The organism is Paraburkholderia sp. MM5477-R1 (genome assembly GCF_050436385.1).
Lineage (GTDB): Bacteria > Pseudomonadota > Gammaproteobacteria > Burkholderiales > Burkholderiaceae > Paraburkholderia > Paraburkholderia tuberum.
This window is the reverse complement of sequence record NZ_JBNDMC010000007.1, coordinates 111,952-134,389: the sequence shown is the minus strand read 5'-3', so window position 1 is coordinate 134,389 and position 22,438 is coordinate 111,952. Positions and strand designations below refer to the sequence as shown.

Below are 22,438 nucleotides of genomic sequence, written 5' to 3'. Positions count from 1 at the left end.
ACGGTTAGTCGATTGCCTTGTCGTTCGGGTTCTTGAACAGCGCACGCATATCGTCGCTCATCGGGAAGTTCAGGTTCAGGCCCTTCGGCGGGATCGGCGATTCGAACCAGCGCTTGTAGATCTGTTCGCCTTCGCCCGACGTTTGCACCTTCGCGATGGCGTCGTCGGCGACCTTCTTGAAGTCGGGGTCGTTCTTGCGCAGCATGCAGCCGTACGCCTCCCGCGATTGCGGCGTGCCGACGATCACGAAATCGCCCGGGTTGCTCGACTTCGCGCGCTCGCCGGCGAGCAGCGCGTCGTCCATCATGAACGCGGCGGCACGGCCCGTCGACAGCGTCAGGAACGATTCGCCGTGATCCTTCGCGCTGATGATGTTCATGCCCATATTCTTCTCCTGGTTCATCTTGCGAAGCAGGCGCTCGGACGTGGTGCCGGCGGTCGTCACGACCGTCTTGCCCTTCAGGTCCGGGAAGTCCTTGATGCCGGAATCTTTCTTGGTCATCAGGCGCGTGCCGATCACGAAGATCGTGTTCGTGAAGGCGGCCTGTTGCTGACGCTCGAGGTTATTCGTGGTTGAGCCGCACTCGATGTCGACCGTGCCGTTCTGCACGAGCGGAATGCGGTTCTGCGACGTGACCGGCACGAGCTTCACCTTCAGGTTCGGCATGTTCAGCTTCTGCTTGACGGCCTCGACGATCTTCATCGCGTAATCCTGCGAGTAGCCGATCACGTTCTGCTTTTCGTCGTAATAGGAGAACGGGATCGACGATTCGCGATGGCCCAGCGAAATGACGCCCGTATCCTTGATCTTTTTCAGCGTGCCCGAGTCTTGCGCATGCGCGCCAACCGTAAACAGTCCGAGAGTCGCGAGCAGCAGCGCAGCTTTTTTAATCTTCATCTTGATCTCCTTGGCAAGAACCGGCGCCAGTGTAACAAAGTAATTTTTCTGAAAGTATCGCTATTAACCATTCTGTTGCGCGCACGCCGCGATGGGCTCGCGGCGCCGTGGCACGGCCGTTTCGCGCATATGAGAAGGCGGGCGGCATCGATAGGATGCCGCCCGCCGGTCAAACACGCCGTCTTGTGGACCGCGTTGATGCACGAAGTTTCGGCGGTGTGCGCCTCCCGGCCCGGATACCGGGCCGCGTCACCGCCGTTTCAAACAAGATAGGACACGGTCCATCACGGATACAAGCCGCGCATCTCGCGCGCCTGCAAAATCCGCTTACACGCGACGATGAACGCAGCCGTGCGCACCGACACGTTCTGCTCGCTCGACACCTGCCACACCGCCGCGAACGCTTCGCGCATCACGCGCTCGAGGCGCTCGTTGATCTCGTCTTCGGTCCAGAAGAAGCTCGAGAAGTCCTGGACCCATTCGAAATATGACACTGTCACACCGCCGGCATTCGCGACCACGTCCGGAATCACGAGGATGCCGCGATCGTGCAGGATGTCGTCCGCCGCCGTAGTGGTCGGGCCGTTCGCGCCCTCGACGATGATCCTGGTCTTGATCTTGCCGGCGTTTTTTTCGGTGATCTGATTTTCCAGCGCCGCCGGAATCAGGATGTCCGACTCGACGGTCCAGAACTCATCACCGGTGATCGCATCGGCTTCGGGGAAACCGCCGACGCCGCCCGTCTTCGCGACGTAGTCGAGCAGCGCGACCGCGTCGATGCCGGTGGACTTGTACACCGAGCCTGTATGGTCCTGCACCGCGACGACCTTCGCGCCCGCCTCCTGGAACAGACGCGCGGCGATGCCGCCGACGTTGCCGAAGCCCTGCACCGCGATACGTGCGCCTTCGATGTCGAAGCCGATGCGGCGAGCCGCTTCGCAGCCCACCACGAACACGCCGCGGCCGGTCGCCTCGCGACGGCCGAGCGAGCCGCCGAGCGTGATCGGCTTGCCAGTCACGACGCCGGTGGCCGTCTGGCCCTGATTCATCGAGTACGTGTCCATCATCCACGCCATGATCTGCTCGTTCGTGTTCACGTCCGGCGCGGGGATGTCGGTATTCGGTCCGATGATGATGCCGATCTCGCTCGTGTAGCGGCGCGTCACGCGCTCGAGCTCGCCACGCGACAGCGTGCGCGGATCGACGCGGATGCCGCCCTTCGCGCCGCCGTACGGCACGTTCACCGCCGCATTCTTCACCGACATCCACGCGGACAGCGCCATCACTTCGGATAGCGTAACGTCCTGGTGATAACGCACGCCGCCCTTGCCCGGACCGCGCGACACGTTGTGTTGCACGCGATAACCCTCGAAGTGCGCGACCGTGCCGTTGTCGAGTTCGATGGGCACGTCGACGACGAGAATGCGCTTCGGGCGTTTCAGGGTTTCGAGCCAGCGGGACAGCGAACCGAGATACGGCGCGACGCGGTCGACCTGGCGCAGATAGTTGCCCCAAGGGCCGAGGTCTTCCTTATTGAGGTAGGAGGGAACGGCTTGCAACGTTGAGGCGGCTTGTACCGATTCTGCGGCTTGTTGCTGGGATGACATGAACGCTCCGGCGTTTGATCGAGTACGGGCATTGTGGAAAAACGCCGTATCGAAATCCAATGCCGTTTCCTTATCCCGTTATGTTTTTCTTGCATAACGTTCGCAAAGCCGCAAATTCGCGTCGTCGCGACGCGGGTTCGAGTTTGAGTTTTATGCCGCGGCTCAGGCTGCGCTCTGCCGGAGTTCCTCCGACACCACGTCCCACAACTGGCGCACGAGAATCTGGCGCGCGTCGTCGCTTTTCGCGGCGAGCTTGTCGCGATACAGGCGAATCTCCATGCTGAGCGTCAGTTGCCCTTCGGGCGTGCCGCGCGTCGCGCGATCGAGGCGGATCAGCCGGCTTTCGGCCACCGCATCTTCGACCGCGCTATGCGGCAGAAACGCGATGCCGTGACCAGCGAGCGCCATCGCCTTGAGCCCCTCGGCCATGTCGGTTTCGTAGAGCCGGTCGAGGTACAGGCGCTCCGGCGCGTTCGCGAGAATCACCTCGGTCATGCGCCCGAGGTACGCGTTCGGCGTGTACGACAGATACGGCGCGGGCGCATCGGCCGAGCCTGGCAGCGTGTGACGCGGCCGGCCCGCGCGGGCCGGCGCCGAGAACGGGCTGATCGGCTCGTGGCCGAGCGTCAGCATGTCGTAGCGCGCCGGATCGAGCGCGACCGGATGGCTCGGATGGTGGTAGCCCATCATCAGATCGCAGCCGCCTTCCACCAGCGAGAGCGCCGCGTCGTGCACGTTGAGCGCGCGCAGCCGCGTGTGGATCGGGCCCATCTGCGCCTCGATGCGCTGCAGCCAGCGCGGGAAGTAAGTGAGCGACAGCGTGTGGGGGACCGCGAATTCGATCGTCGCCTGGGGCGTCGCCGTGTGGCCGCGCAGCAGCGCGCGCGCCTCGTGGAATTGCGACAGCATCGCGAGCGCCTGCTCGTTGAACACCTGACCGGCCGCCGTGAGCCGCGTCGGATAAACAGAACGGTCGATCAGTTCCGTGCCGAGCCACGCTTCGAGCGCCTGGATGCGGCGCGAGAAAGCCGGCTGCGTGACGTGGCGCAACTCGGCCGAGCGGCTGAAGCTACGCGTTTCCGCGAGCGAAATGAAGTCTTCGAGCCATTTCAGTTCCATGCGATTGCGCTTGCCGTCGAGAGGGAAGAAGTCAGCATTCTAGCGGCGCGGATTGCGACCGACGCATCCGGGCGGGCCCATCGCGTCACAGTGGTAAAATCCACGGTTCCCTCCGTTCCCGACCCGCTCGCTGAGCGCTCAACCGCTTCAACCCGGTCCTCATCATGTCCGACACCCGCCCCGACACCCTGTTCGCGCTGAACGCGCTTTCCCCGCTCGACGGCCGCTACGCCGCCAAAACCGAAGCCCTGCGCGACTGGCTCTCGGAAGCCGCCTTCATGCGCAATCGCGTGACGGTCGAAATCCACTGGCTGATCGCGCTGTCGCGCGCCGGCTTCGCTGAAGTGCCGCGCTTCTCCGAGGCGTCCGAGCAATTCCTGCTGCAACTGGCCGAGCGCTTCACCGCGCACGATGCCGCGCGCATCAAGGAAATCGAGTGCGTGACGAACCACGACGTGAAGGCCGTCGAATACTGGTTGAAGGAATCGGTGAAGGGCCATGAAGAACTGGAGCGCGCGAGCGAGTTCATCCACTTCGCGTGCACGTCGGAAGACATCAACAACACGTCGCACGGCCTGATGCTCGCCGGCGCGCGCGAACACGTGATCCTGCCGGCGCTGCGCTCGGTGCATCAACGCCTCGTTGCGCTCGCGCACGCGCACGCCGCCCAGCCGATGCTGTCGCGCACGCACGGCCAGCCGGCCAGCCCGACCACGCTCGGCAAGGAAATCGCCAACGTCGCCGCGCGGCTCGCGCGTGCGATCGAGCGGATCGCGAAGGTCGAACTGCTCGGCAAGATGAACGGCGCGGTCGGCAACTTCAACGCGCACCTGTCCGCGTATCCGGAGTTCGACTGGGAAGCATTCTCGAAGGACGTCGTCGAGAACCGTCTGAAGCTCGCGTTCAATCCGTACACGACCCAGATCGAGCCGCACGACTACATGGCCGAGCTGTTCGACGCGATCTCGCGCGCGAACACGATCCTGCTGGATCTGGACCGCGACGTGTGGGGCTACATCTCGCTCGGCTACTTCAAGCAGCGCACGAAGGCCGGCGAAATCGGTTCGTCGACGATGCCGCACAAGGTCAACCCGATCGACTTCGAAAACTCGGAAGGCAACCTCGGCCTCGCGAACGCCACGTTGCGTCACCTCGCCGACAAGCTGCCGGTGTCGCGCTGGCAGCGCGACCTGACCGACTCGACGGTGCTGCGCAACATCGGCGTCGCGTTCGGCTACTCGCTGCTCGCGTACGACTCGCTGATCCGCGGCCTCGACAAGCTCGAAGTGAATGCGCAGCGTCTGAACGAAGACCTCGACAACTGCTGGGAAGTGCTGGCCGAGCCGGTGCAGACCGTGATGCGCCGTTACGGCATCGAGAATCCGTACGAGCAGCTGAAGGAGCTCACGCGCGGCAAGGGCATCACGCGCGAGGCGCTGCAGAGCTTCATTGTCGGCCTGGCGATTCCGCAGGACGCGAAGGACCGCCTGCTCGCGATGACGCCCGGCTCGTACATCGGCCGGGCCGTCGAACTGGCGAAGCGGATCGGCTGATCTGCTGGCCCAGCTTCTTCAATGCATAAAAAAGCCGCTCCGAGGAGCGGCTTTTTTTCGTCCCGCGTTCGAAGCTGGAACGCGAAGCAATCAACGACTCAGCGCGCTTCGACCTGCCTGAGCACCTCGTCGACGACCTGTTCCGGCGTCAGATCGATGCTGACCGTGATCGCTTCGTCGTCACCGGGCTCCTCGAGCGTATCGAGCTGGCTTTGCAGCAGCGACGGATCGAAGAAATGCCCGGTGCGATCCCCGAGACGCTCCGCGAGCACCTCGCGCGAACCCTTCAGGTAGACGAAGCACACGTCCTTGTCGCCGGCACGCAGAATGTCGCGATATGAGCGCTTCAGCGACGAACACGTGAACACCGCCGTCTCGCCCGCTTTCTGCTTTTCCTCGATCGCCGCGCGGATCGTCTTCAGCCACGGCCAGCGGTCTTCGTCGGTGAGCGGAATGCCGTGGTGCATCTTCTCCTTGTTCGCCGCGCTATGGAACGCGTCGCCGTCGGTGAACGCGCAATGCAGGCGCTCGGCCAGCATTTCGCCAATCCTCGTCTTGCCGGCGCCCGACACGCCCATTGCGATCAGAATCATTTGAAACTCCTTACAGGACCGCCGCGAGTGCGAAGGTCAGGCCCAGCCCCATCACCGAAATGATGGTTTCGAGGAGCGACCACGTCTTGAAGGTCTGCACCACCGTCATGCCGAAATATTCCTTGATCAGCCAGAAGCCGCCGTCGTTCACGTGCGAGAAGATCAGCGAGCCCGAGCCGGTCGCGAGCACCATCAGTTCCGGCTTCACCTGCACCGCGCCCGCCGCCGCGATCGGCGCGACGATGCCGCAGGCGGTCGTCATCGCGACGGTGGCCGAGCCGGTCGCGAGACGCATCATCGCCGCGACGAGCCAGCCGAACAGCAGCGGCGACAGATGCACCGCGGTCGCCACGCTGGTGATTTCCTTCGAAATGCCGCTATCCATCAGTACGCGGCCAAAACCGCCACCCGCACCGACAATCAGTGTAATACCCGCGATCGGCGCCAGACATTCTCCGCAGAACTTCTGAATCTGCTCGCGATTAAAGCCGCGGCTCGCGCCGAAGGTCCAGAAGCTGACCAGCACGGCCGTCAGCAGCGCGACGTCGGTATTGCCGAAAAAGCGCAGCAGATCGTTCGGCAGCGTCTTCGGCTCGAAGACCAGGTCGGCCCAGCTGCCGACCAGCATCAGGACCACCGGCAACAGGATCGTGACCAGCGTGATGCCGAAGCCCGGCAGTTCGCGCTTCGGTGCAGCGGCCTTCGCGGCGTTACCACTTTGCACGCCGTTGGCGTCCTTCACGTCACTGCCCAGAAATTGCGCGGCAAGCGGATTTTCCTTCGGCAACTGGATATGACGGCTCACCAGCAACGCGAACAGCGGACCGGCGACGATCGCGCACGGCACGCCGACGATCAGACCGTAGGCGATCGTCTTGCCGATGTCCGCGTGATACGCCTGCACGGCGAGCAGTGCGGCCGGGTGCGGCGGAATCAGCCCGTGCACGACGGACAGACCCGCGACCATCGGCAGGCCGACCAGCAGCAGCGATTTGTTGGTGCGCTTGGCGACGTTGAACGCGATCGGAATCAGCAGCACGAAGCCGACTTCGAAGAACACCGGCAAGCCGACGATGATCGCGACCACCATCATCGCCCAGTGAATGTGTTTCTCACCGAACCAGTTGATCAGCGTGGTCGCGACGCGCTCGGCGCCGCCCGATTCGGCCATCATCTTGCCGAGCATCGTACCGAGACCGACGACGATGGCAATGTGCCCGAGCGTGTTGCCGTTCCCCGTTTCGAACGATTTGACGATGGTCTGCATCGGCATGCCGGCCACGAGGCCCAGCAGCAACGACACGATGATCAGAACGAGAAACGGATAGACCTTGAAGCGCGTGATCATCAAGATCAGCAGCGCGATCGCGATCAATGCGTAGACCAGCAGCAAGCTGCCGTGGGCAGATTCCATGAAGCCCCTCCTTTGGTTTATTGACTTCAGAGTGCGGGTGCGGCCGGCACTTCGTCTCACGGCAACCTGCGCGATGCCTGAAAACCCGGCTAGCCGCGCGGACGCTGAATTCTACTGTTTGTTTCCAGAAAGCGCGCGCAAATCCAGCACGCATATCAGGTAAAAAAAGAGTCTCGGCGCGACAGCCTGATGCGGCTGTATCGACGAGACTCCTGGGCCCGGTTCAGTTGACCGATGCGCTATTGGGTTGTGGGGCTTAGTGCGCGGGTGCCGCCAGCTGGCTCGCGGCGCGCGCGAGGCGGGTGAGCTCGTCCCAGTTCTGCGCGGCGAGCGCGGCCTTCGGCGTGAGCCACGAACCGCCGACACAGACCACGTTCGGCAGCGACAGGAAGTGCGGCGCGCTTTCCGGCGTGATGCCGCCGGTCGGGCAGAACTTCAGCGCCGGGAACGGGCCGTGGAACGCCTGCAGCATCGGCACGCCGCCCGCCTGCTGTGCGGGGAAGAACTTGACGATCTCGTAGCCGAGCTCGAGCGCGAGGATGATGTCCGACGGCGTCATCACGCCGGGCAACAGCGGCAGACCCACATCCTGCGCGGCCTTGTGCATGTCCTTGGTCAGACCCGGCGACACGCCGAACTGCGCGCCCGCCTTCTTCGCCTGGGCGCAATGCTCGGGCTTCGTGATCGTGCCGACACCGACCACGATGTCGTCCGCGAGTTCGCACGCACGCTCGATCGCGCCGAGGCCCGCCGGCGTGCGCAGCGTGATTTCGAGCACCTTCACGCCGCCCGCGTGCAACGCGCGCGACACGTGTTCCCCCTGTTCGACCGTATCGAACGCGAGCACCGGAATCACCGGGCCGAGGCGCACGATATCGCTTACTGTTTTCGACGTCATAGTCAGACTCCTTGTTTCTGCAGCGCCGCGCCGGCTTGCGCGGTGCTCGTGTGATGATGGTCGCTGGGTTGATGGTCACCGTCGTGGCCGTGCTTGTGATGGCCGCCGTGGCCGTGCTGACCGTCGACCGTGCCGCCCTCGCCGACCAGCTTGCCGAACACCGACGCGCCCTGCTCCGCCGGCGCCGCCGCCGCACGGAACACGCCGAACAGCTCGCGGCCGAAGCCGACTTCGTTGTCCGCCTGATGCAGCGGCTCGGCGTTCGGACGCGCGGCCCACTCGGCTGCGTCGATCTCGATGTCGAGCACGCCCGCTTCGGCGTCGATCACCAGCATGTCGCCCGTGCGCACTTTGCCGATCGGGCCTTGCAGCAACGCTTCCGGCGACAGATGGATGACCGCCGGCACCTTGCCCGACGCGCCCGACATACGGCCATCGGTCACCAGCGCGACATGGAAACCCTGATCCTGCAGCACACCGAGCAGCGGCGTCAAACGATGCAACTCGGGCATGCCGTTTGCGCGTGCGCCCTGGAAGCGCACCACCGCGATGAAGTCGCGCTTGAGCTCGCCCTTGTCGAACGCTTCCTGCACCGCTTCCTGCGAATCGAACACGATTGCCGGCGCCTTCACCTTGCGATGCTGCGCCGCGACCGCCGAAATCTTGATTACGCCGCGGCCGAGCTTGCCCTGCATCAGACGCAGGCCGCCGTCCGGCTGGAACGGCTCCTTGATGCCGCGCAGCACCGCTGTGTCCGCGCTCGCCTCGACACCTGCCACCCATTGCAGCTTGCCGTCGAGCAGCTTCGGCTCCTCGGTGTAGCGCTTCAGACCCTTGCCCGCGACCGTGTTCACGTCTTCATGCAGCAGACCGCCTTCGAGCAGATTGCGCACGAGGAACGCGACGCCGCCCGCCGCGTGGAAGTGGTTCACGTCGGCCTTGCCGTTCGGATAGATCTTCGCAAGCAGCGGTACCGCCTGCGACAGCGTGTCGAAGTCGTCCCAGTCGATCACGATGCCGGCCGCGCGCGCGATTGCGACGAGGTGCAGCGTGTGATTGGTCGAGCCGCCGGTCGCCAGCAGCGCGACGATGCCGTTGACGATCGCCTTCTCGTCGACCACATGGCCGATCGGCATGTAGTGGCCGCGCTCGACCGTCAGATCGAGCACGCGGCGCGCGGCCTGCGCGGTCAGCGCGTCGCGCAGCGGCGTGTGCGGATGCACGAAGGCCGAGCCCGGCAGATGCAGGCCCATCACTTCCATCAGCATCTGGTTACTGTTCGCGGTGCCGTAGAACGTGCAGGTGCCGTGGCTGTGATAGGCGGCCGCTTCCGCTTCGAGCAGCGCGTCGCGGCCGCACTGGCCGGTCGCGAACTGCTGACGCGTCCTGGCTTTGTCGTCGTTCGACAGGCCGCTTGCCATCGGGCCGGCCGGCACGAAGATGGTCGGCAAATGGCCGAACTGCAGCGCGCCGATCAGCAGGCCCGGCACGATCTTGTCGCAGATGCCGAGGCACAGCGCCGCGTCGAACATGTTGTGGGTAAGCGCGACGGCCGTGCTCATCGCGATCACTTCGCGCGAGAACAGCGACAGCTCCATGCCCGCGTTGCCCTGCGTGACGCCGTCGCACATCGCCGGCACGCCGCCCGCGAATTGCGCGACGCCGCCGTTTTCGCGCGCGGCCTGCTTGATGATGTCCGGGTAGTTTTTGTACGGCGCGTGCGCCGACAGCATCTCGTTGTACGACGACACGATGCCGATATTCGGCTCGCGGATCTGCTTGATCACGAGCTTGTCGTTGCCCTCGAGGCCGGCGAAACCGTGAGCGAGGTTCGCGCACGACAACGCGCCGCGCGCCGGAAAGCGCCCCTGCGCATGCTCGATGCGGGCCAGATACGCTGCGCGCGTGGGCTTGCTGCGCTCGATCACGCGTTGCGTGACCTTCAACAATTGCGAATGCGGGGAAACCATCGGAGCTCCTTCGTCGCTGGCGGCAGGCGCACGCATGACACCTGGCGGCATCGCGGGGTTGTGATATCGAACGACGTCATCTTAGTAGAAAAACTACACGATCGCAATGACGAACTCTGTTGCGGCGCCGCATGGCACGGATCGCCAGGTCGCCCTACTGGCGGCGCCTTAGCGCTTTATAGCAGAAACCCAGGGAATACACTTACTCGCCGATATGTAGTTTTTGTACCTACCTTTTGTGCGCCAACGATCAATCGGATATAGTCCACACGTTCTTCAGCATAGTGCGAGTTTTCCGATGATGCTGTCCCAGGTGGAAGAGATGCGCGACCAGCTGCGCCCGTCCGAGCGCAAGCTGGCCGATTACGTGATCGAGGCGCCGCGCGAGGTACTCGATCTGTCGATGACCGAGGTCGCCGCGCGCGCGGGCGTGAGTCAGCCGACGATCGCGCGCTTCTGCCACGCGCTCGGTTTCTCCGGCTTTCGCGAATTCAAGATCCGTCTCGCGCAGGGCATCGCCAGCGAAGTGCCCGCCGTCTATCGCGACGTGCGGCCCGACGAGCCGACGCCGGGCGTCGCCGCGAAGGTGCTCGACCGGACGATCGGCGCGCTGATTCAGGTGCGCAACAATCTGTCGTCGGATAGCGTCGCCGCGGCGATCGACATGCTCGCGCAAGCGAAGCGCATCGAGTTCTACGGGGCGGGCGGCTCAGGCATCGCCGCGCTCGACGTGCAGCACAAGTTCTTTCGGCTCGGCATGCCGAGCGTCGCGTATTCGGACCCGCATACGTTTCTGATGTCGGCCGCGCTGCTCGGACCTGGGGACGTGGTCGTCGCGATTTCCAATACGGGCCGCACGCGCGACATCATCGATGCCGCGAAGGCCGCGCTGAATGCGGGCGCGAAGGTGATCGCGATCACGCACGGCAACTCGCCGCTCGCGCGGCTCGCAACCGTGGGCCTCTTTGCGAACGTCGACGAAGACACCGACATCTTCTCCCCGATGACCTCGCGCGTGTCACATCTGGCGATCGGCGACATTCTGGCGGTCGGCGTCGCGCTGAGCCGCGGGCCCGAACTGCTGGAGAAGCTCGCGCAAACGAAGGAAGTGATCCACCGGCGGCGGGTGGATTCGCAGGGGTGAACCGCTGCGATGGAACGCGGAACGACGGGGTAACGCAAAAGGGCGGTGTGCCATTCAGCCGGCATACCACCCTTTGATCTTTTCCAGCGCCCTGCTTAACGCCGTCAGCCGCTCAGAACGGCTTGATCACTACCAGCGCGACCGCCGCGAGCATACCGAGCACCGGCAGCTCGTTGAACATCCGATACCACTTGTCCGAGTGGCGATTCTCGCCGCGCTCGAACCTGCGCAACAGCACGCCGCAATACGCGTGATAGATGACGAGGAGCACGACCACGCCGACCTTCGCGTGAATCCAGCCCTGCCCGCTGCCGATGCCGATCACGAGCCACAACCACAGGCCGCACGCGATCGCGGGCACGGCGATGAAGCTCATGAAGCGGAACAGCTTGCGCGCCATCAGCAGAAGACGCGCCGTCGCGGCGGGTTCCGTTTCCATCGCCAGATTGACGAAGATGCGCGGCAGATAGAACAGGCCGGCAAACCAGGAGGCAATCAATACGATGTGAAACGTCTTTACCCAAAGCATCGGCGGGGGTCCTTGTGGTCCTTGTTGTTGTGGCGCTTCGATTCGTGCTTTATTGACGGCCTTCGCCATGACCCAGCACGACGTATTTCAGCGACGTCAGCCCTTCGAGGCCGACCGGGCCGCGCGCGTGCAGCTTGTCGTTCGAAATGCCGATCTCGGCGCCGAGGCCGAACTCGAAGCCGTCCGCGAAACGCGTCGACGCGTTGACCATCACGCTCGCCGAATCGACTTCGCGCAGGAAGCGCATCGCGCGGTCGTGGTCTTCGGTGACGATCGCGTCGGTGTGCTGCGAGCTATACGTGTTGATGTGCTCGATCGCCGCGTCGATGCCGTCGACCACCTTGATCGCGAGCACCGGCGCGAGATATTCGGTGCGCCAGTCTTCCTCGGTCGCGTCGACGAGCGGACCGACGCCCGCATCGGCCAGCACCGCGCGCGCCGCCGCATCGACGCGCAGCTCGACGTCCTTGCCGCGATACAGCTTGCCCAGCGGCGGCAGCACTTCGGCCGCAATGCCGCGCGCGACCAGCAGCGTCTCCATCGTGTTGCAGGTGCCGTAGCGGTGCGTCTTCGCGTTGTCGCAAACGTTGAGCGCCTTCGCCAGGTCCGCGCGATCGTCGACATAAACGTGGCAGATGCCGTCGAGGTGCTTGATCATCGGCACCGCGCGCTTCGTTCATCAAACGCTCGATCAGGCTCTTGCCGCCGCGCGGCACGATCACATCGACGTACTCGGTCATCGTGATGAGCTTGCCGACCGCCGCGCGGTCCGACGTCGCGACCACCTGCACCGCGTCCTGCGGCAGACCGGCCGCTTCGAGGCCCTCGCCGATCAGCTTCGCGAGCGCGGTATTGCATTCGAGCGCTTCCGAGCCGCCGCGCAAAATGGCCGCGTTGCCGGACTTCAGGCACAGCGCCGCCGCGTCGATCGTCACGTTCGGGCGCGATTCGTAGATGATGCCGATCACCCCGAGCGGCACGCGCATCTGGCCGACCTGGATGCCGCTCGGCCGGTACTTCAGATTGCTGATCTCGCCGATCGGGTCGGCCAGCGCCGCGACCTGGCGCAGGCCTTCGACCATCGTTTTCAGCGCCTTGTCGGACAGCGTCAACCGATCGATGAACGCGGCATCGTGGCCCTTGCCGCGGGCGCGTTCGAGGTCGCGCGCGTTGGCGGCCTTCAGCAGATCGGCATCGCGCTCGATCGCCTCGGCAACGGCCGCAAGCGCCGCATTCTTCGCGGCGGTCGACGCCCGCGCCATCGCGCGCGAAGCCTGACGGGCGCGTTGGCCGAGGTCGGTCATGTACTGGTCGATATCCATGGTCATTCTCGTGATGCCCCGCACGTTGGCATGCGGTGGTCGGGCAGGATTAGCGAAAGATCAAACGATTGTAAGTCGGGTACCGGGGCTTTGCTCGCACGCGAGCGGCGGGTGCACTGTGCTGTCACAGGTTCGCCGATGCGTTTCGTTCGGCGCGTGGCACGCGAAACACGCTGGTCTGTATGTGTGGAACGACTGGCAGTTGGTACACGATTGCTCGCGTCAGCCACTGCTTCGACGCTCGCGCGAATCAGCTGTGCCGCTTCAGACTGGCCGCCGCGCTGGCGCCGCCGTTGGCACCCGAGGTCGCGGCGGCGGCACTGGCGAAGCTGCCGACGGTTTTGGCGCCGCCACCGTCATTGCGAGTTCGAACAGGCCGTCCCACGGATCGGGCGGCGGATCGTTGCGATGATTACCCGGCGTGCCGCCCGACAGCCCCTTCACCTGCCGGTCGAGCCGCGCCGCCAGCGCGAGTGCCTTCTCGAGCGCCGCTTCGCTGACGCGCGACAGCGCAGGTCCGATCAGCCGTTCGCGCGGACCCCACACGCGGTTCTCGCGCGTGAGCATCGCGAGCGGCTTGCCGGCCGCGACGCCGCGCTTGATCCGCAGCAGCGTGCGCACTTCTTCGACGACCGCCCACAGCACGAGCACCGCGGCCTCGCCCTCACCGCGCAGCCCGTCGAGCATGCGCGCGAGACGGCCGACGTCGCCCGCGAGCATCGCCTCGTTGAGCTTGAACACGTCGTAGCGCGCGACGTTGAGCACCGCGTCCTGAACCTGATCGAAGCTCAGCGAGCCGTTCGGATACAGCAGCCCGAGCTTCTGGATTTCCTGATGCGCGGCGAGCAGATTGCCCTCGACGCGCTCGGCGATGAACGCGAGCGCTCGCCGCCCCTCCTCGCCGGCTGCGACGCGCTGACCCTGGGCCGCGAGCCGCTGCCCGACCCAGTTCGGCAGCTGCGCGCGCTCGACCGGATCGATCTTCAACGCGACGCCGGCGTCGGCGAGCGCGGTGAACCATGCCGACTTTTGCGTGGCCGCATCGAGGCGCGGCAGCGTAATCATCGTCAGCACGTCGTCGTTGACGGTGGATGCGAGCGCCTTCAGCGCATCGGCGCCTTCCTTACCGGGTTTGCCCGACGGAATGCGCAACTCGACCAGCTGACGGTCGCCGAACAGCGACATCGACTGGCTCGCGCCGAGCAGCGAGCTCCAGTCGAAACCGCGCTCGACCGTGAACACCGAGCGGTCGGTGAAGCCGGCCGCGCGCGCCGCCGCGCGGATGCGATCGCACGCTTCCTGCGCGAGCAGATGCTCGTCGCCGTATACGACGTACAGTCCGGCGAGGCCGCGGGCGAGATGCGCTTCGAGCGCGTCAGGTCGCAGTTGCATGGCTGGCGGTTGACGGGATGAATGAGATTCGACGAATCACGAACGGCGCGATGCTCACAGCGGCGGCGGCGGCAGCGGTGCGCGCGGCACAATGGCCGGCACGGCCTCGGCCGGCGTCGGATGCAGCGAGCGCACCACGCCGAGACGGCGGACGAGCTGATCGACCGCGTCGTTTTCCATGTCGGCGAACAGGATGTCGGACTCGGCGGCCTTCGCCTGCGAGAACTGGTCGCTATAGGTCATCGCGCGGTTCAGCGCGATCACGCTGCCCGGAATCAACACGGTGCCGTCCTTGCCGGTCAGCGTGTAGGTCATCTGCAGATTCAACTGATACTCGGCGACGACGCCCAGCGAATTCAGCGTCAGCGTGCTGACGTTGCGGTTCTGCGTGATCTGCAGGAGCGCATCGGCATTGGCGGGCGAGCTGACCACCACGGTGTCGCTGCCGCCCTGCACGATGCGCGTGAAGCGCGCCATGGCCGCGGGCGAGCCGCCCGCCACATAGAGGCGCTTGAACGCGAAGTCCTGCTGGCCGCGCAACTGGAAGCCGCAGGCCGACAACATCATTACGCTGCAAGCGAGCGTCAAAAACGATCTGCGAGTCACATTCGCTCCCGGTTCGCAGTGGATTCGCGGTGCCGAGGAACGCCGCCGGGCGGGCGGCGCTCCGTCTGCCGGATGAGGGCCTGGAACGTCAAACGACCACGTTCACGAGACGGCCCGGCACCACGATGATCTTCTTAGGCGCCTTGCCTTCGCTGAACTTCACGACCATTGCGTGCTCGGCCGAAAGCTGCTCGATCGCTTCGCGAGACGCGTCCTTCGCGACCGTGATCGCGCCGCGCACCTTACCGTTCACCTGCAGCACGAGTTCGATCTCGGCCTGTTCGAGCGCCTTCTCGTCGACCTTCGGCCACGGCGCGTCGAGCAGTGGGCCGAATTCGTCGGCATAGCCGAGCTCCTGCCACAGCTGGAACGTCAGGTGCGGCACGACCGGGTACAGCACGCGCAGCATCACACCGTAGGTTTCACGCAGCACGGCGGTCTGCGCGCCCTTCGCGCCGTCGAGCGCGTTGAGCATCTTCATCGCGGCCGATACCACCGTGTTGTACTGAAGACGCTGATAGTCGAAATCGGCCTGCTTCAGCACGCTATAGATCTCACGACGCAGCGCCTTGTCGGTGTCGTTGAATCGTGCGGCGTCCAACTGGCCGCCCGCGCGCAGCGCGGCTTCGTTCGAATAGCCGAAGTTCCACACGCGACGCAGGAAGCGGCTCGCGCCTTCGACGCCCGAACCCGACCACTCGAGCTGCTGCTCGGGCGGCGCCGCGAACATCACGAACAGACGCGCGGTGTCCGCGCCGTGCTGATCGATCAGCATCTGCGGGTCGACGCCGTTGTTCTTCGACTTCGACATCTTTTCGACGCCGCCGAGCACGACCGGCTGGCCGTCAGCGTTCAGCACCGCGCCGACCGGGCGGCCCTTGTCGTCGAACGACACGGTCACTTCCGCCGGGTTGTACCAGGTCTTCTTGCCCGCTTCGTTTTCGCGGTAATAGGTTTCGTTGAGCACCATACCCTGCGTGAGCAGGTTCTTCGCCGGTTCGCCGAACTTCACGAGACCGAGGTCGCGCATCACCTTCGCCCAGAAACGCGAGTACAGCAGGTGCAGGATCGCGTGTTCGATACCGCCGATGTATTGATCCATCGGCGCCCAGTAGTCGGTGCGCTCGTCGACCATCGTCTTCGCATCCGGCGACGCGTAGCGGTAGAAGTACCACGACGAATCGACGAAGGTGTCCATCGTGTCGGTTTCGCGCTTTGCCGCGCCGCCGCAGCTCGGGCACGTGCAGTTCAGGAACGCTTCGGACTTCGCGAGCGGATTGCCCGTGCCGTCCGGCACCAGGTCTTCCGGCAGCACGACCGGCAGGTCTTTTTCCGGGACCGGCACGTCGCCGCACTTCGGGCAGTGGATGATCGGGATCGGCGTGCCCCAGTAACGCTGGCGCGACACGCCCCAGTCACGCAGACGCCACGTGATCTGCTTGTCGCCGAGGCCCAGTTCCTTGAGATCGGCGGCGATGCGGTCTACGGCTTCGTCGTAGGCGAGGCCGTCGTACTTGCCGCTGTTCACCAGCGTGCCGGTCTTCTCGCCGTACCACTCCGCCCACGCTTCGGTCGAGAATTCCTTGCCCTCGACCGCGACGACCTGCCTGACCGGCAGACCGTACTTCTTCACGAACGCGAAGTCGCGCTCGTCGTGCGCCGGCACGCCCATCACCGCGCCTTCGCCGTAAGTCATCAGCACGTAGTTGCCGATCCACACCTCGACCTTCGCCTGCGTCAGCGGATGCGTGACGTAGAAGCCGGTGGCCATGCCTTTCTTTTCCATCGTCGCGACGTCGGCTTCGGCGACGCCGCCGCGCTTGCATTCGTCGATGAACGGCTGCAGTTCCGGCTTGTCTTGCGCGAGACGCGTGGCGAGCGGATGCTCGGCGGCGATCGCGCAAAACGTGACGCCCATGATCGTGTCGGCGCGCGTCGTGAACACGCGCAGCAGCTTCTGTTCGCCGTCGATTTCATACGGGAAGCCGAAGTTCACGCCGAAGCTCTTGCCGATCCAGTTCTGCTGCATGATCTTCACGCGCTCGGGCCAGCCGAGGCCTTCGAGATCGTTCAGCAGTTCATCCGCGTACTGCGTGATGCGCATGTAGTACATCGGGATTTCGCGCTTTTCGACGAGCGCGCCCGAGCGCCAGCCGCGCCCGTCGATCACCTGCTCGTTCGCGAGCACGGTCTGGTCGACCGGGTCCCAGTTCACGGTGCCGGTTTTCTTGTACGCGATGCCCTTTTCGAGCATCTTCAGGAACAGCCACTGGTTCCACTTGTAGTAGTCAGGGCTGCAGGTCGCGACTTCGCGCGACCAGTCGATCGCGAGGCCCATCGACTGCATCTGCTTCTTCATGTAAGCGATGTTGTCGTAGGTCCACTGCGCGGGCGGCACGTTGTTGGCCATCGCGGCGTTCTCCGCCGGCATGCCGAAGGCATCCCAACCCATCGGCATCAGCACGTTGTAGCCGTTCATCCGCAGATAGCGGTACATCACGTCGTTGATCGTGTAGTTGCGCACGTGCCCCATGTGCAGCTTGCCCGACGGATACGGCAGCATCGAGACGCAGTAGAACTTGGGCTTGTCGGTGGTTTCCGTCGTCTTGTAGGCGTCGACGGCGCGCCATTGCCCTTGCGCGGCGGCTTCGACGTCGGAGGGAACGTATTTTTCGTGCATGGTGTGATGGGATCGCCAGGTTCGGTGCTTTCGCACCGGCCCGGTGCTCTGCAGAATGTCGTTGCGTCGTGTCCCCTTCGGCGGGGAAAGGGCTGATTATACCGTTCGCGGACGGGTGCGCCGCGCGGCGTGGTGCGGGACTGGGTATGCCGGATTCGTGAACGCGGTGCGCACCCGGTGGCGCTCAGTGCTGCGCGGCGGGCGGCGGCGGGTCCGTCACGAAGCCGATCCGCTCGAGCCCCGCCTGCTGCGCGGCGCCCATCACCTGCGCAATCACTTCGTAGCGCGTCGAGCGCTCCGCGCGCAACTGGAGGTCCGGCTGGTCCGCCCGCTTGCCGGCCTCGGCGAACTGCACGCGCATCTGCGCGAGCGTGATCGGCTTGCCGTTCCAGTAGAGCTTGCCGGCGCCGTCGATCGAAAGGGAGATGGTTTGCGGGGTCTGGCGCGCGGGCGCCGCCGCGACCTTCGGCAGATCGAGCCGGATCGCGTGCGAGAACAGCGGCGCGGTGATGATGAAAATCACCAGCAGCACCAGCATCACGTCGATCAGCGGCGTCATGTTGATCTCGGCCATCGGCGCGGCCGTCTGCTTCTTCTCGAGTCCGCCGAATGCCATGTCGCCTCCTTGCGTCTGAGCTTGCCCGTGCGATGGGCGGTGTGTCGTGCGAGGAAGGTCGCGATGTGCCGAGCCCGCCGCGCGTGACAAGTCAGCGGTGCGCCTCGCGCGCCGCCTGCTGCGCGCGCGGAGGCGTCGGCGCGTGCTCGGTTGGGGAGCACACGTACGCATGCAGATCGTGCGCGAAGCCGTCCAACTCCTCGGACAATTGCCGCACGAGGCGGCCCAGCACGTTGTACGCGAGCACCGCCGGAATCGCCACCACCAGACCGAACGCGGTCATGATCAGCGCCTCGCCCACCGGTCCCGCGACGTTCTCGATCTGCGCCTGCCCGCTCGCCGCGATGCTGCCGAGCGCGTGATAGATACCCCATACGGTGCCGAGCAGACCGACGAACGGCGCGGTGCTGCCAACCGACGCAAGCAGCACCTGACCGAACTCGAGCCGCCGCTGCGACGCATTGAGCGCCTGGCGCAGCGCGCGCAGCACCCGTTCGCTGCGCTCGACGCGCGCGAGCAGCGCGCCCGGAATGTCGACCTCGGCCGCATTGAGCGCGGCTTCGGCGAGCGGCGCGAACACGCGCTCACGATCAGTGCGGCGCAGGATGGCGACGCCTTCGGCGAGCGTCGGCGCCTGCCAGAAGCGCGCGATCGCCCGGTTGGCCTGGCGGTTCGCGCGCGTCAGAATCCAGCTCTTGACGATCAGAAAACACCAGCTCGCAATCGACATGGCCAGCAGCACATAGGCGACGCCATGCGTGATTGCGTCGCTCGTTTGCAGGTAATGGATGATGCCGCTGCTGCCTGCCATCTGACCTCGCCTTGGGAAAGTGACTTCGGGAGGGCGCGCTCGGGATGCGCTACTCCGCCTCTGCGCAACGGGCTTCGCTCAACGCAGGCCGAGCACGTCCTGCATGTCGAAGAAGCCGTTGTCGTGGCCTTCGAGGAAGCGTACAGCACGAAGCGCGCCTTGTGCATATGACAGGCGGCTTGCCGATTTGTGCGTGATCTCGATGCGCTCGCCGATGCCCGCGAACAGCACCGTATGATCGCCGACGATATCGCCGCCGCGAATCGCCGAGAAGCCGATCGTCGACGGATAGCGCTCGCCGGTCACGCCTTCGCGGCCGTAGATCGCGCAGTCGTCGAGATTGCGGCCGAGCGCGTTGGCGATCACTTCGCCCATCGTCAGCGCGGTGCCGGACGGCGCGTCGACCTTGTGACGATGATGCGCCTCGATGATCTCGATGTCGTAGCCGGTCGAGAAGTGCCGCGCCGCGTATTCGAGCAGCTTCAGCGTGACGTTCACGCCGACGCTCATGTTCGACGCGAACACGACGCCGATCTTCTGCGCCGCCGCGCGCAGCTGCGCTTTTTGCGCGTTGTCGAAGCCCGTCGTGCCGATCACCATTTTCACGTCGTGGCGCTGCGCGGCTTCGAGATGCGCGAGCGTCGCGTCGGGACGCGTGAAGTCGATCAGGTAGTCGGATTCGGCGAACACACGCTCGATGTCGTCGGACAGCAGCACGCCGGTCTCTTTGCCGAGGAACGCGCCGGCGTCCTGGCCAAGCTGCGCAGCGCCCGTGCGGCAGAGCGCGCCGGACAGCGTCGCGTCCGCATCGTTGAGGACGGTTTCGATGAGCATGCGGCCCATCCGGCCCGATGCGCCTGCAATGGCAATTTTCATGACGATGAAGATTCGAAAAGAGTCAACCGGTATGGAGCCCGGCAAACGCGGCCCGGCGAATGCCCGGACCAGTGTGCCGGGGAATGCGCCCGGTCGATATAGGGACACGCGGCGGCAGGGAGCAAAGTCACCCGGCTCGCTGCTGGAGCCAATGCGGGCGGCCAACCGGGACGGCTCGCTCAGGTGACTGACCGATACGGCCCGCTGCGCCGACCCACTGCCGCGGCAACCGCGGCAACACATTCATGCGGCCCAAGCGGCGCATTTCCGAGCTCGCCTGGTGCCGGACAAACACACATCTGGCGGGCGCCGCACATGTGGCGCGCAGCCCGCCTCATAACACCGACGAGCAAATCAGTTGCTCGTTCCCGGCGTCGCCGGCGAAGTGTTCAGCGTCGGGCTGCCGCTGCTTTGCGAGCCCGTCGGGCCGACCGGGTTGCTCTCGTTCTCCTGAGCGGGCGGCGGCGGACGCTTGAACTGGAACTGCGGCTGACCGCCGGACGTCGGGCCTTGCGTCGGGATGCCGCCGGCGTTCGCTCTCGGCACGGCCGACCGCACGGACGGCGCGCGGCTCGGCGTCGGCACCGCGCTCGTTGCGCGATTGGCCGCCTGGGCGGCTTCCGCGTTGGCGTCCATGGACGGCGTGGCGGCCTGCTGGGCGCCTTCGACCGACGGCGAGCGCGTCGTATCCACGGTAGCCGGTGCCGCGGCGGCCGCCGCACTGGCGGCGGCTGCGTCGCTGGCGGCCACGGCGTTGGCGGCCTCGGCCGCGCTCGCCGCGCGCGGCGGCGTCGCGTTCGGGCTGCGGCCACGGCGGTCGCCGTCGATCTCGGCCAGCAATTCGAGATTGGTCGGCAGATCCTCGCCGCCCGTCCAGTGGGTCACGAGGTCGCCGGAGAAGTACACGACGAAGTCACGCTGCTGCACGATCGACGTCGAGCCGCGCTTGAAATAGAACACGTAATCCCAGCGATTCGCGTGGAACATGTCGGTCAACAGCGGCGTGCCGAGCAACTGACGCACCTGCGCGCGCGTCATGCCGACCTTCATCTGGTCGGCCATTTCCTGCGACACGAAATTACCTTGCACAACCGTAATCCGATACGGCGTAATGCGTTGGGCAATGCGCTGGGTCAGGCTGTCGTATGTGGAACATCCGGCAAGAACCGCGACAGTCGCAACAGCGATCAAGGTACCCCGCATGCGGCTCCCCCGGTAGATCAATTGAGATTTAGAAATCATTTCACTCACCGTGCGGGCCCGCTTGCGGGCCGCGCTCATTCCATCGAAGATGACCAGAACGGCAAAAACACATTACTATGAGAGCCCAGCATTGTACTCTAGGGATCCCTTGTCATGACCAATCCAACCGATCTCAAGAACATCGGGCTCAAGGCGACCCTTCCGCGCCTCAAAATCCTTGAGATTTTCCAGCATAGCCCGGTGCGTCACCTGACCGCCGAAGACGTGTACCGCAACCTCCTGCACGAGGAACTCGATATCGGTCTCGCCACCGTGTATCGTGTGCTGACGCAATTTGAGCAGGCCGGCCTGCTCTCGCGCAGCAATTTCGAATCGGGCAAGGCGGTGTTCGAACTGAACGAGGGGTCGCACCACGACCACCTCGTGTGCCTCGATTGCGGGCTGGTCGAAGAATTTTTCGACCCCGAAATCGAAAGCCGTCAGCAGTCCATCGCCAAGGCACGCGGCTTCAAGCTGCAGGAACACGCGCTGGCACTGTATGGGGCGTGCACGAAGGAGAATTGCCCGCATCGCAAGCACTGATGCGTCGCGGGTCGCCTGCGAACGCGACCTGGCAAGTCAGAAAAAAGACCCGGCCGATGGGCATCGGCCGGGTCTTTTTTATTCAGGCGGCGACAATCGCCGCTATCCGACCAGCTCCACGCTCGGCTCGAAGGCGAGGCGCCACGGCTCGGCCAACTGCAATTCGTCGCAATTCGGCGCATCGCCGCCGCGATCGACGACGATGAAGTCGCTGAGCTGATCCAGCGCGAGCAGCGGATGGTGCCAGACCCCTTTCGCGTAATTGACGCCCTGCCACGCATCGGTCCAGAACGCGCGCATGCGCGCGGCGTCGAACTCGCCGGCCGGCGCGACCACCATCAGATATCGGCCCGCGCGTAAGGGAATGAAAGCCTGGCTGCCGAGCGGATGCCGCTCCATCATCGTGATCTCGACGGGCAGCGCGCGCGGCTGCGCGCGAAACAGACTGACGAGCGGCCGGCCGCCCTGCTCCACCACGTCGACGCGCGCGAGGTCGTGATAGCGCTCGGTGGTACCGCCGTTGATCGGAAAACGACGCGCGCCGTCGAGTTCGATCACGTCGCCGAACGGCGCGAAGGCCGCGCGCGTCAGGCGTTCCATCTGCAGGATCTTCATGCGTGCCGCT

Annotated in this window: 19 protein-coding genes and 1 pseudogene; 3 read left to right on the top strand and 17 right to left on the bottom strand. The window is 65.0% G+C overall.

Going from position 1 to position 22,438, the window contains the following annotated elements; translation table 11 throughout:
* Positions 1-4 precede the first annotated feature (4 nt).
* The 3 genes from OKW35_RS29410 to OKW35_RS29400 form a co-directional block, all read right to left on the bottom strand.
* Positions 5-898 (bottom strand): glutamate/aspartate ABC transporter substrate-binding protein, encoded by an 894-nt coding sequence (locus tag OKW35_RS29410; protein ID WP_184022934.1) that lies wholly within the window; start codon positions 896-898, stop codon positions 5-7.
* A 284-nt stretch (positions 899-1,182) separates the two neighbouring features.
* Positions 1,183-2,505 (bottom strand): Glu/Leu/Phe/Val family dehydrogenase, encoded by a 1,323-nt coding sequence (locus OKW35_RS29405; RefSeq protein WP_184022933.1) that lies wholly within the window; start codon positions 2,503-2,505, stop codon positions 1,183-1,185.
* Positions 2,506-2,667: 162 nt separating this feature from the next.
* Positions 2,668-3,624, bottom strand: a complete 957-nt coding sequence (locus OKW35_RS29400) for a LysR family transcriptional regulator (protein ID WP_429553915.1) — start codon at positions 3,622-3,624, stop codon at positions 2,668-2,670.
* 164 nt (positions 3,625-3,788) lie between these two features.
* Here OKW35_RS29400 and purB point away from each other — a divergent pair, with 164 nt between their 5' ends.
* A complete protein-coding gene (gene purB / locus OKW35_RS29395) occupies positions 3,789-5,177 on the top strand; it encodes an adenylosuccinate lyase (RefSeq protein ID WP_429553914.1) in 1,389 nt (462 codons plus the stop codon).
* Between the two features lie 98 nt (positions 5,178-5,275).
* Here purB and OKW35_RS29390 read toward each other — a convergent pair whose 3' ends face one another.
* The 4 genes from OKW35_RS29390 to edd all read right to left on the bottom strand — a co-directional run bounded on the left by OKW35_RS29390 (position 5,276) and on the right by edd (position 10,052).
* A complete protein-coding gene (locus OKW35_RS29390; protein WP_429553913.1) occupies positions 5,276-5,770 on the bottom strand; it encodes a gluconokinase in 495 nt (164 codons plus the stop codon).
* A 10-nt stretch (positions 5,771-5,780) separates the two neighbouring features.
* A complete protein-coding gene (locus OKW35_RS29385) occupies positions 5,781-7,184 on the bottom strand; it encodes a gluconate:H+ symporter (protein WP_429490211.1) in 1,404 nt (467 codons plus the stop codon).
* Positions 7,185-7,440: 256 nt separating this feature from the next.
* Positions 7,441-8,082 (bottom strand): bifunctional 4-hydroxy-2-oxoglutarate aldolase/2-dehydro-3-deoxy-phosphogluconate aldolase, encoded by a 642-nt coding sequence (eda, locus tag OKW35_RS29380; RefSeq protein WP_090801837.1) that lies wholly within the window; start codon positions 8,080-8,082, stop codon positions 7,441-7,443.
* Between the two features lie 2 nt (positions 8,083-8,084).
* A complete protein-coding gene (gene edd, locus OKW35_RS29375; protein ID WP_429553912.1) occupies positions 8,085-10,052 on the bottom strand; it encodes a phosphogluconate dehydratase in 1,968 nt (655 codons plus the stop codon).
* 298 nt (positions 10,053-10,350) lie between these two features.
* Between edd and OKW35_RS29370 the strand changes: the two genes are divergently transcribed.
* Positions 10,351-11,196, top strand: a complete 846-nt coding sequence (locus OKW35_RS29370) for a MurR/RpiR family transcriptional regulator (RefSeq protein WP_090801838.1) — start codon at positions 10,351-10,353, stop codon at positions 11,194-11,196.
* A gap of 112 nt (positions 11,197-11,308) precedes the next feature.
* Here OKW35_RS29370 and OKW35_RS29365 read toward each other — a convergent pair whose 3' ends face one another.
* The 9 genes and pseudogenes from OKW35_RS29365 to OKW35_RS29325 form a co-directional block, all read right to left on the bottom strand.
* Positions 11,309-11,725, bottom strand: a complete 417-nt coding sequence (locus OKW35_RS29365) for a CopD family protein (protein ID WP_090801840.1) — start codon at positions 11,723-11,725, stop codon at positions 11,309-11,311.
* A gap of 49 nt (positions 11,726-11,774) precedes the next feature.
* Positions 11,775-13,047 (bottom strand): annotated as a pseudogene (locus OKW35_RS29360) (glutamate-5-semialdehyde dehydrogenase).
* A 264-nt stretch (positions 13,048-13,311) separates the two neighbouring features.
* Positions 13,312-14,439 carry a DNA polymerase III subunit delta gene (gene holA, locus OKW35_RS29355; protein WP_429356144.1) on the bottom strand — a complete coding sequence of 376 codons (1,128 nt, stop codon included), beginning with the start codon at positions 14,437-14,439 and terminating at the stop codon, positions 13,312-13,314.
* A 54-nt stretch (positions 14,440-14,493) separates the two neighbouring features.
* On the bottom strand, positions 14,494-15,045 hold the full coding sequence (gene lptE, locus OKW35_RS29350) for an LPS assembly lipoprotein LptE (RefSeq protein ID WP_176078962.1): 552 nt from the start codon (positions 15,043-15,045) through the stop codon (positions 14,494-14,496).
* Positions 15,046-15,133: 88 nt separating this feature from the next.
* Entirely contained in the window at positions 15,134-17,725 is a 2,592-nt protein-coding gene (gene leuS, locus OKW35_RS29345; protein ID WP_429553911.1) for a leucine--tRNA ligase, read from the bottom strand.
* A 184-nt stretch (positions 17,726-17,909) separates the two neighbouring features.
* Entirely contained in the window at positions 17,910-18,341 is a 432-nt protein-coding gene (locus OKW35_RS29340; protein ID WP_429408319.1) for an ExbD/TolR family protein, read from the bottom strand.
* 91 nt (positions 18,342-18,432) lie between these two features.
* Positions 18,433-19,152: a MotA/TolQ/ExbB proton channel family protein gene (locus OKW35_RS29335; protein WP_429553910.1), complete on the bottom strand. Its 720-nt coding sequence runs from the start codon at positions 19,150-19,152 to the stop codon at positions 18,433-18,435.
* A gap of 78 nt (positions 19,153-19,230) precedes the next feature.
* Positions 19,231-20,028, bottom strand: coding sequence for a 4-hydroxy-tetrahydrodipicolinate reductase (gene dapB / locus OKW35_RS29330; RefSeq protein ID WP_429553909.1), 798 nt, complete (start codon positions 20,026-20,028; stop codon positions 19,231-19,233).
* A gap of 354 nt (positions 20,029-20,382) precedes the next feature.
* Complete coding sequence (locus OKW35_RS29325; protein ID WP_184058620.1) at positions 20,383-21,231, bottom strand: outer membrane protein assembly factor BamE; 849 nt, start codon at positions 21,229-21,231, stop codon at positions 20,383-20,385.
* Between the two features lie 153 nt (positions 21,232-21,384).
* Here OKW35_RS29325 and fur point away from each other — a divergent pair, with 153 nt between their 5' ends.
* Positions 21,385-21,813 carry a ferric iron uptake transcriptional regulator gene (gene fur / locus OKW35_RS29320; protein WP_013090534.1) on the top strand — a complete coding sequence of 143 codons (429 nt, stop codon included), beginning with the start codon at positions 21,385-21,387 and terminating at the stop codon, positions 21,811-21,813.
* A 102-nt stretch (positions 21,814-21,915) separates the two neighbouring features.
* Here the strand turns inward: fur and OKW35_RS29315 are convergent, their stop codons facing one another.
* The gene (locus OKW35_RS29315; RefSeq protein WP_429553908.1) at positions 21,916-22,428 is read right to left on the bottom strand and encodes an ureidoglycolate lyase; all 513 of its coding nucleotides are present in this window, start codon (positions 22,426-22,428) and stop codon (positions 21,916-21,918) included.
* Positions 22,429-22,438 lie beyond the last annotated feature (10 nt).

Excerpts from the sequence above, each read along its gene's own strand:
- OKW35_RS29410 (WP_184022934.1), bottom strand. The coding sequence starts at position 898 with ATGAAGATTAAAAAAGCTGCGCTGCTGCTCGCGACTCTCGGACTGTTT.
- OKW35_RS29405 (WP_184022933.1), bottom strand. The coding sequence starts at position 2,505 with ATGTCATCCCAGCAACAAGCCGCAGAATCGGTACAAGCCGCCTCAACG.
- OKW35_RS29400 (WP_429553915.1), bottom strand. The coding sequence starts at position 3,624 with ATGGAACTGAAATGGCTCGAAGACTTCATTTCGCTCGCGGAAACGCGT.
- purB (WP_429553914.1), top strand. The coding sequence starts at position 3,789 with ATGTCCGACACCCGCCCCGACACCCTGTTCGCGCTGAACGCGCTTTCC.
- OKW35_RS29390 (WP_429553913.1), bottom strand. The coding sequence starts at position 5,770 with ATGATTCTGATCGCAATGGGCGTGTCGGGCGCCGGCAAGACGAGGATT.
- OKW35_RS29385 (WP_429490211.1), bottom strand. The coding sequence starts at position 7,184 with ATGGAATCTGCCCACGGCAGCTTGCTGCTGGTCTACGCATTGATCGCG.
- eda (WP_090801837.1), bottom strand. The coding sequence starts at position 8,082 with ATGACGTCGAAAACAGTAAGCGATATCGTGCGCCTCGGCCCGGTGATT.
- edd (WP_429553912.1), bottom strand. The coding sequence starts at position 10,052 with ATGGTTTCCCCGCATTCGCAATTGTTGAAGGTCACGCAACGCGTGATC.
- OKW35_RS29370 (WP_090801838.1), top strand. The coding sequence starts at position 10,351 with ATGATGCTGTCCCAGGTGGAAGAGATGCGCGACCAGCTGCGCCCGTCC.
- OKW35_RS29365 (WP_090801840.1), bottom strand. The coding sequence starts at position 11,725 with ATGCTTTGGGTAAAGACGTTTCACATCGTATTGATTGCCTCCTGGTTT.
- holA (WP_429356144.1), bottom strand. The coding sequence starts at position 14,439 with ATGCAACTGCGACCTGACGCGCTCGAAGCGCATCTCGCCCGCGGCCTC.
- leuS (WP_429553911.1), bottom strand. The coding sequence starts at position 17,725 with ATGCACGAAAAATACGTTCCCTCCGACGTCGAAGCCGCCGCGCAAGGG.
- OKW35_RS29340 (WP_429408319.1), bottom strand. The coding sequence starts at position 18,341 with ATGGCATTCGGCGGACTCGAGAAGAAGCAGACGGCCGCGCCGATGGCC.
- OKW35_RS29335 (WP_429553910.1), bottom strand. The coding sequence starts at position 19,152 with ATGGCAGGCAGCAGCGGCATCATCCATTACCTGCAAACGAGCGACGCA.
- dapB (WP_429553909.1), bottom strand. The coding sequence starts at position 20,028 with ATGAAAATTGCCATTGCAGGCGCATCGGGCCGGATGGGCCGCATGCTC.
- OKW35_RS29325 (WP_184058620.1), bottom strand. The coding sequence starts at position 21,231 with ATGCGGGGTACCTTGATCGCTGTTGCGACTGTCGCGGTTCTTGCCGGA.
- fur (WP_013090534.1), top strand. The coding sequence starts at position 21,385 with ATGACCAATCCAACCGATCTCAAGAACATCGGGCTCAAGGCGACCCTT.
- OKW35_RS29315 (WP_429553908.1), bottom strand. The coding sequence starts at position 22,428 with ATGAAGATCCTGCAGATGGAACGCCTGACGCGCGCGGCCTTCGCGCCG.